General features: G+C 47.8%; 1 protein-coding gene. It reads left to right on the forward strand.

Features of this window, described 5'->3' with window-relative positions; genetic code table 11:
- Positions 1-68: 68 nt before the first annotated feature.
- Entirely contained in the window at positions 69-1,073 is a 1,005-nt protein-coding gene (locus tag LZ634_RS20790; protein WP_000427623.1) for an IS110-like element IS4321 family transposase, read from the forward strand.
- Positions 1,074-1,338 lie beyond the last annotated feature (265 nt).

Genomic DNA, 1,338 nt, shown 5'->3' on the forward strand with positions numbered 1-1,338 from the left:
TTAATGAGATGGTCACTCCCTCCTTCCCGGTACTATGCTGAGGACAGGCTTTCATTCGGAGAACTATCATGGAAAACATTGCGCTCATTGGTATCGATCTGGGTAAAAACTCTTTCCATATTCATTGCCAGGATCGTCGCGGGAAGGCTGTTTACCGTAAAAAATTTACCCGGCCAAAGTTGATCGAATTTTTGGCGACATGCCCCGCTACAACCATCGCAATGGAAGCCTGTGGCGGTTCTCACTTTATGGCACGCAAGTTGGAAGAGTTGGGGCATTCCCCAAAGCTGATATCACCACAATTTGTCCGCCCGTTCGTTAAAAGCAATAAAAACGACTTTGTCGACGCCGAAGCTATTTGTGAAGCTGCATCGCGTCCGTCTATGCGTTTTGTGCAGCCCAGAACGGAATCTCAGCAGGCAATGCGGGCTCTGCATCGTGTCCGTGAATCCCTGGTTCAGGATAAGGTAAAAACAACCAATCAAATGCATGCTTTTCTGCTGGAATTTGGCATTAGCGTTCCCCGAGGAGCTGCCGTTATTAGCCGACTGAGTACCATTCTTGAGGATAATAGTTTGCCTCTTTACCTCAGCCAGTTATTGCTGAAATTACAACAGCATTATCACTATCTTGTTGAGCAGATTAAAGATTTGGAATCCCAGTTGAAACGAAAGTTGGACGAAGATGAGGTTGGACAGCGCTTGCTGAGCATTCCCTGCGTCGGAACACTGACAGCGAGTACTATTTCAACTGAGATTGGCGACGGGAAGCAGTACGCCAGCAGCCGTGACTTTGCGGCGGCAACAGGGCTTGTACCTCGGCAGTACAGCACGGGAGGTAGGACGACATTGCTGGGAATTAGTAAGCGAGGTAATAAAAAGATCCGAACTTTGTTGGTTCAATGTGCCAGGGTATTCATACAAAAACTGGAACACCAGTCTGGCAAATTGGCCGATTGGGTCAGGGATTTACTGTGCCGGAAAAGCAACTTTGTCGTCACTTGTGCTCTGGCAAACAAGCTGGCCAGAATAGCCTGGGCCCTAACGGCACGACAGCAAACTTATGTAGCATAACGGCAGAAATACACCGGTTTAAAGAATTACTGATCTGGTTTTGCGAATACTGATATTGATGATACTAACGGCCCACCGGCCTGTTGAGGAACCTGTAAAACGGAAAGGCTCATTGAAGCCGTATATTTTCTGGAGGTTCATCAGGCGCGGAACTCATCAAGGCGCGGGAATAAAATCCCATTCAGACGCCGGATAGATTCAAGCAAGCCAACTTGTCGTCAAAATCGGTGTTGCAAAAACGGGAGTGACCATAGATTCCGTTTTC

The sequence above is a fragment of the Kluyvera intermedia genome (genome assembly GCF_021440345.1).
Taxonomy (GTDB): Bacteria; Pseudomonadota; Gammaproteobacteria; order Enterobacterales; family Enterobacteriaceae; genus Kluyvera; species Kluyvera intermedia_A.

Excerpts from the sequence above, each read along its gene's own strand:
- LZ634_RS20790 (WP_000427623.1), top strand. The coding sequence starts at position 69 with ATGGAAAACATTGCGCTCATTGGTATCGATCTGGGTAAAAACTCTTTC.